Origin of the sequence: Psychrobacter sp. GW64-MNA-CIBAN-0177, from assembly GCF_040309585.1 — a bacterium.
Taxonomy (GTDB): Bacteria; Pseudomonadota; Gammaproteobacteria; order Pseudomonadales; family Moraxellaceae; genus Psychrobacter; species Psychrobacter okhotskensis.
Genome location: NZ_JBEOOY010000138.1, coordinates 1 through 286 on the forward strand (window position 1 = coordinate 1; position 286 = coordinate 286).

Annotated in this window: 1 pseudogene; it reads left to right on the plus strand. The window is 68.2% G+C overall.

The annotated features are described in order from the left end of the window. Window positions 1-286: pseudogene (gene glnG, locus AAEY79_RS14510) on the plus strand (nitrogen regulation protein NR(I)); the annotation flags it as partial.

The window sequence follows — 286 nt, forward strand, 5'->3', positions numbered from 1 at the left end:
CCCTGGAGCTGGCCGTGGAGCCCAAGCTGCTCAAAAGCGAGACCGAGGAATACCTCAAGAACCTGCCGTGGCCCGGCAACGTGCGCCAGCTGGAGAACACCTGCCGCTGGATCACCGTAATGGCCTCCGGGCGCGAAGTGCACATCAGCGACCTGCCGCCGGAGCTGCTGAGCCTGCCGCAAGACTCGGCCCCCGTGACCAACTGGGAACAGGCGCTGCGCCAATGGGCCGACCAGGCCCTGGCACGCGGCCAGTCGAACCTGCTGGACAGCGCCGTGCCGGCGTT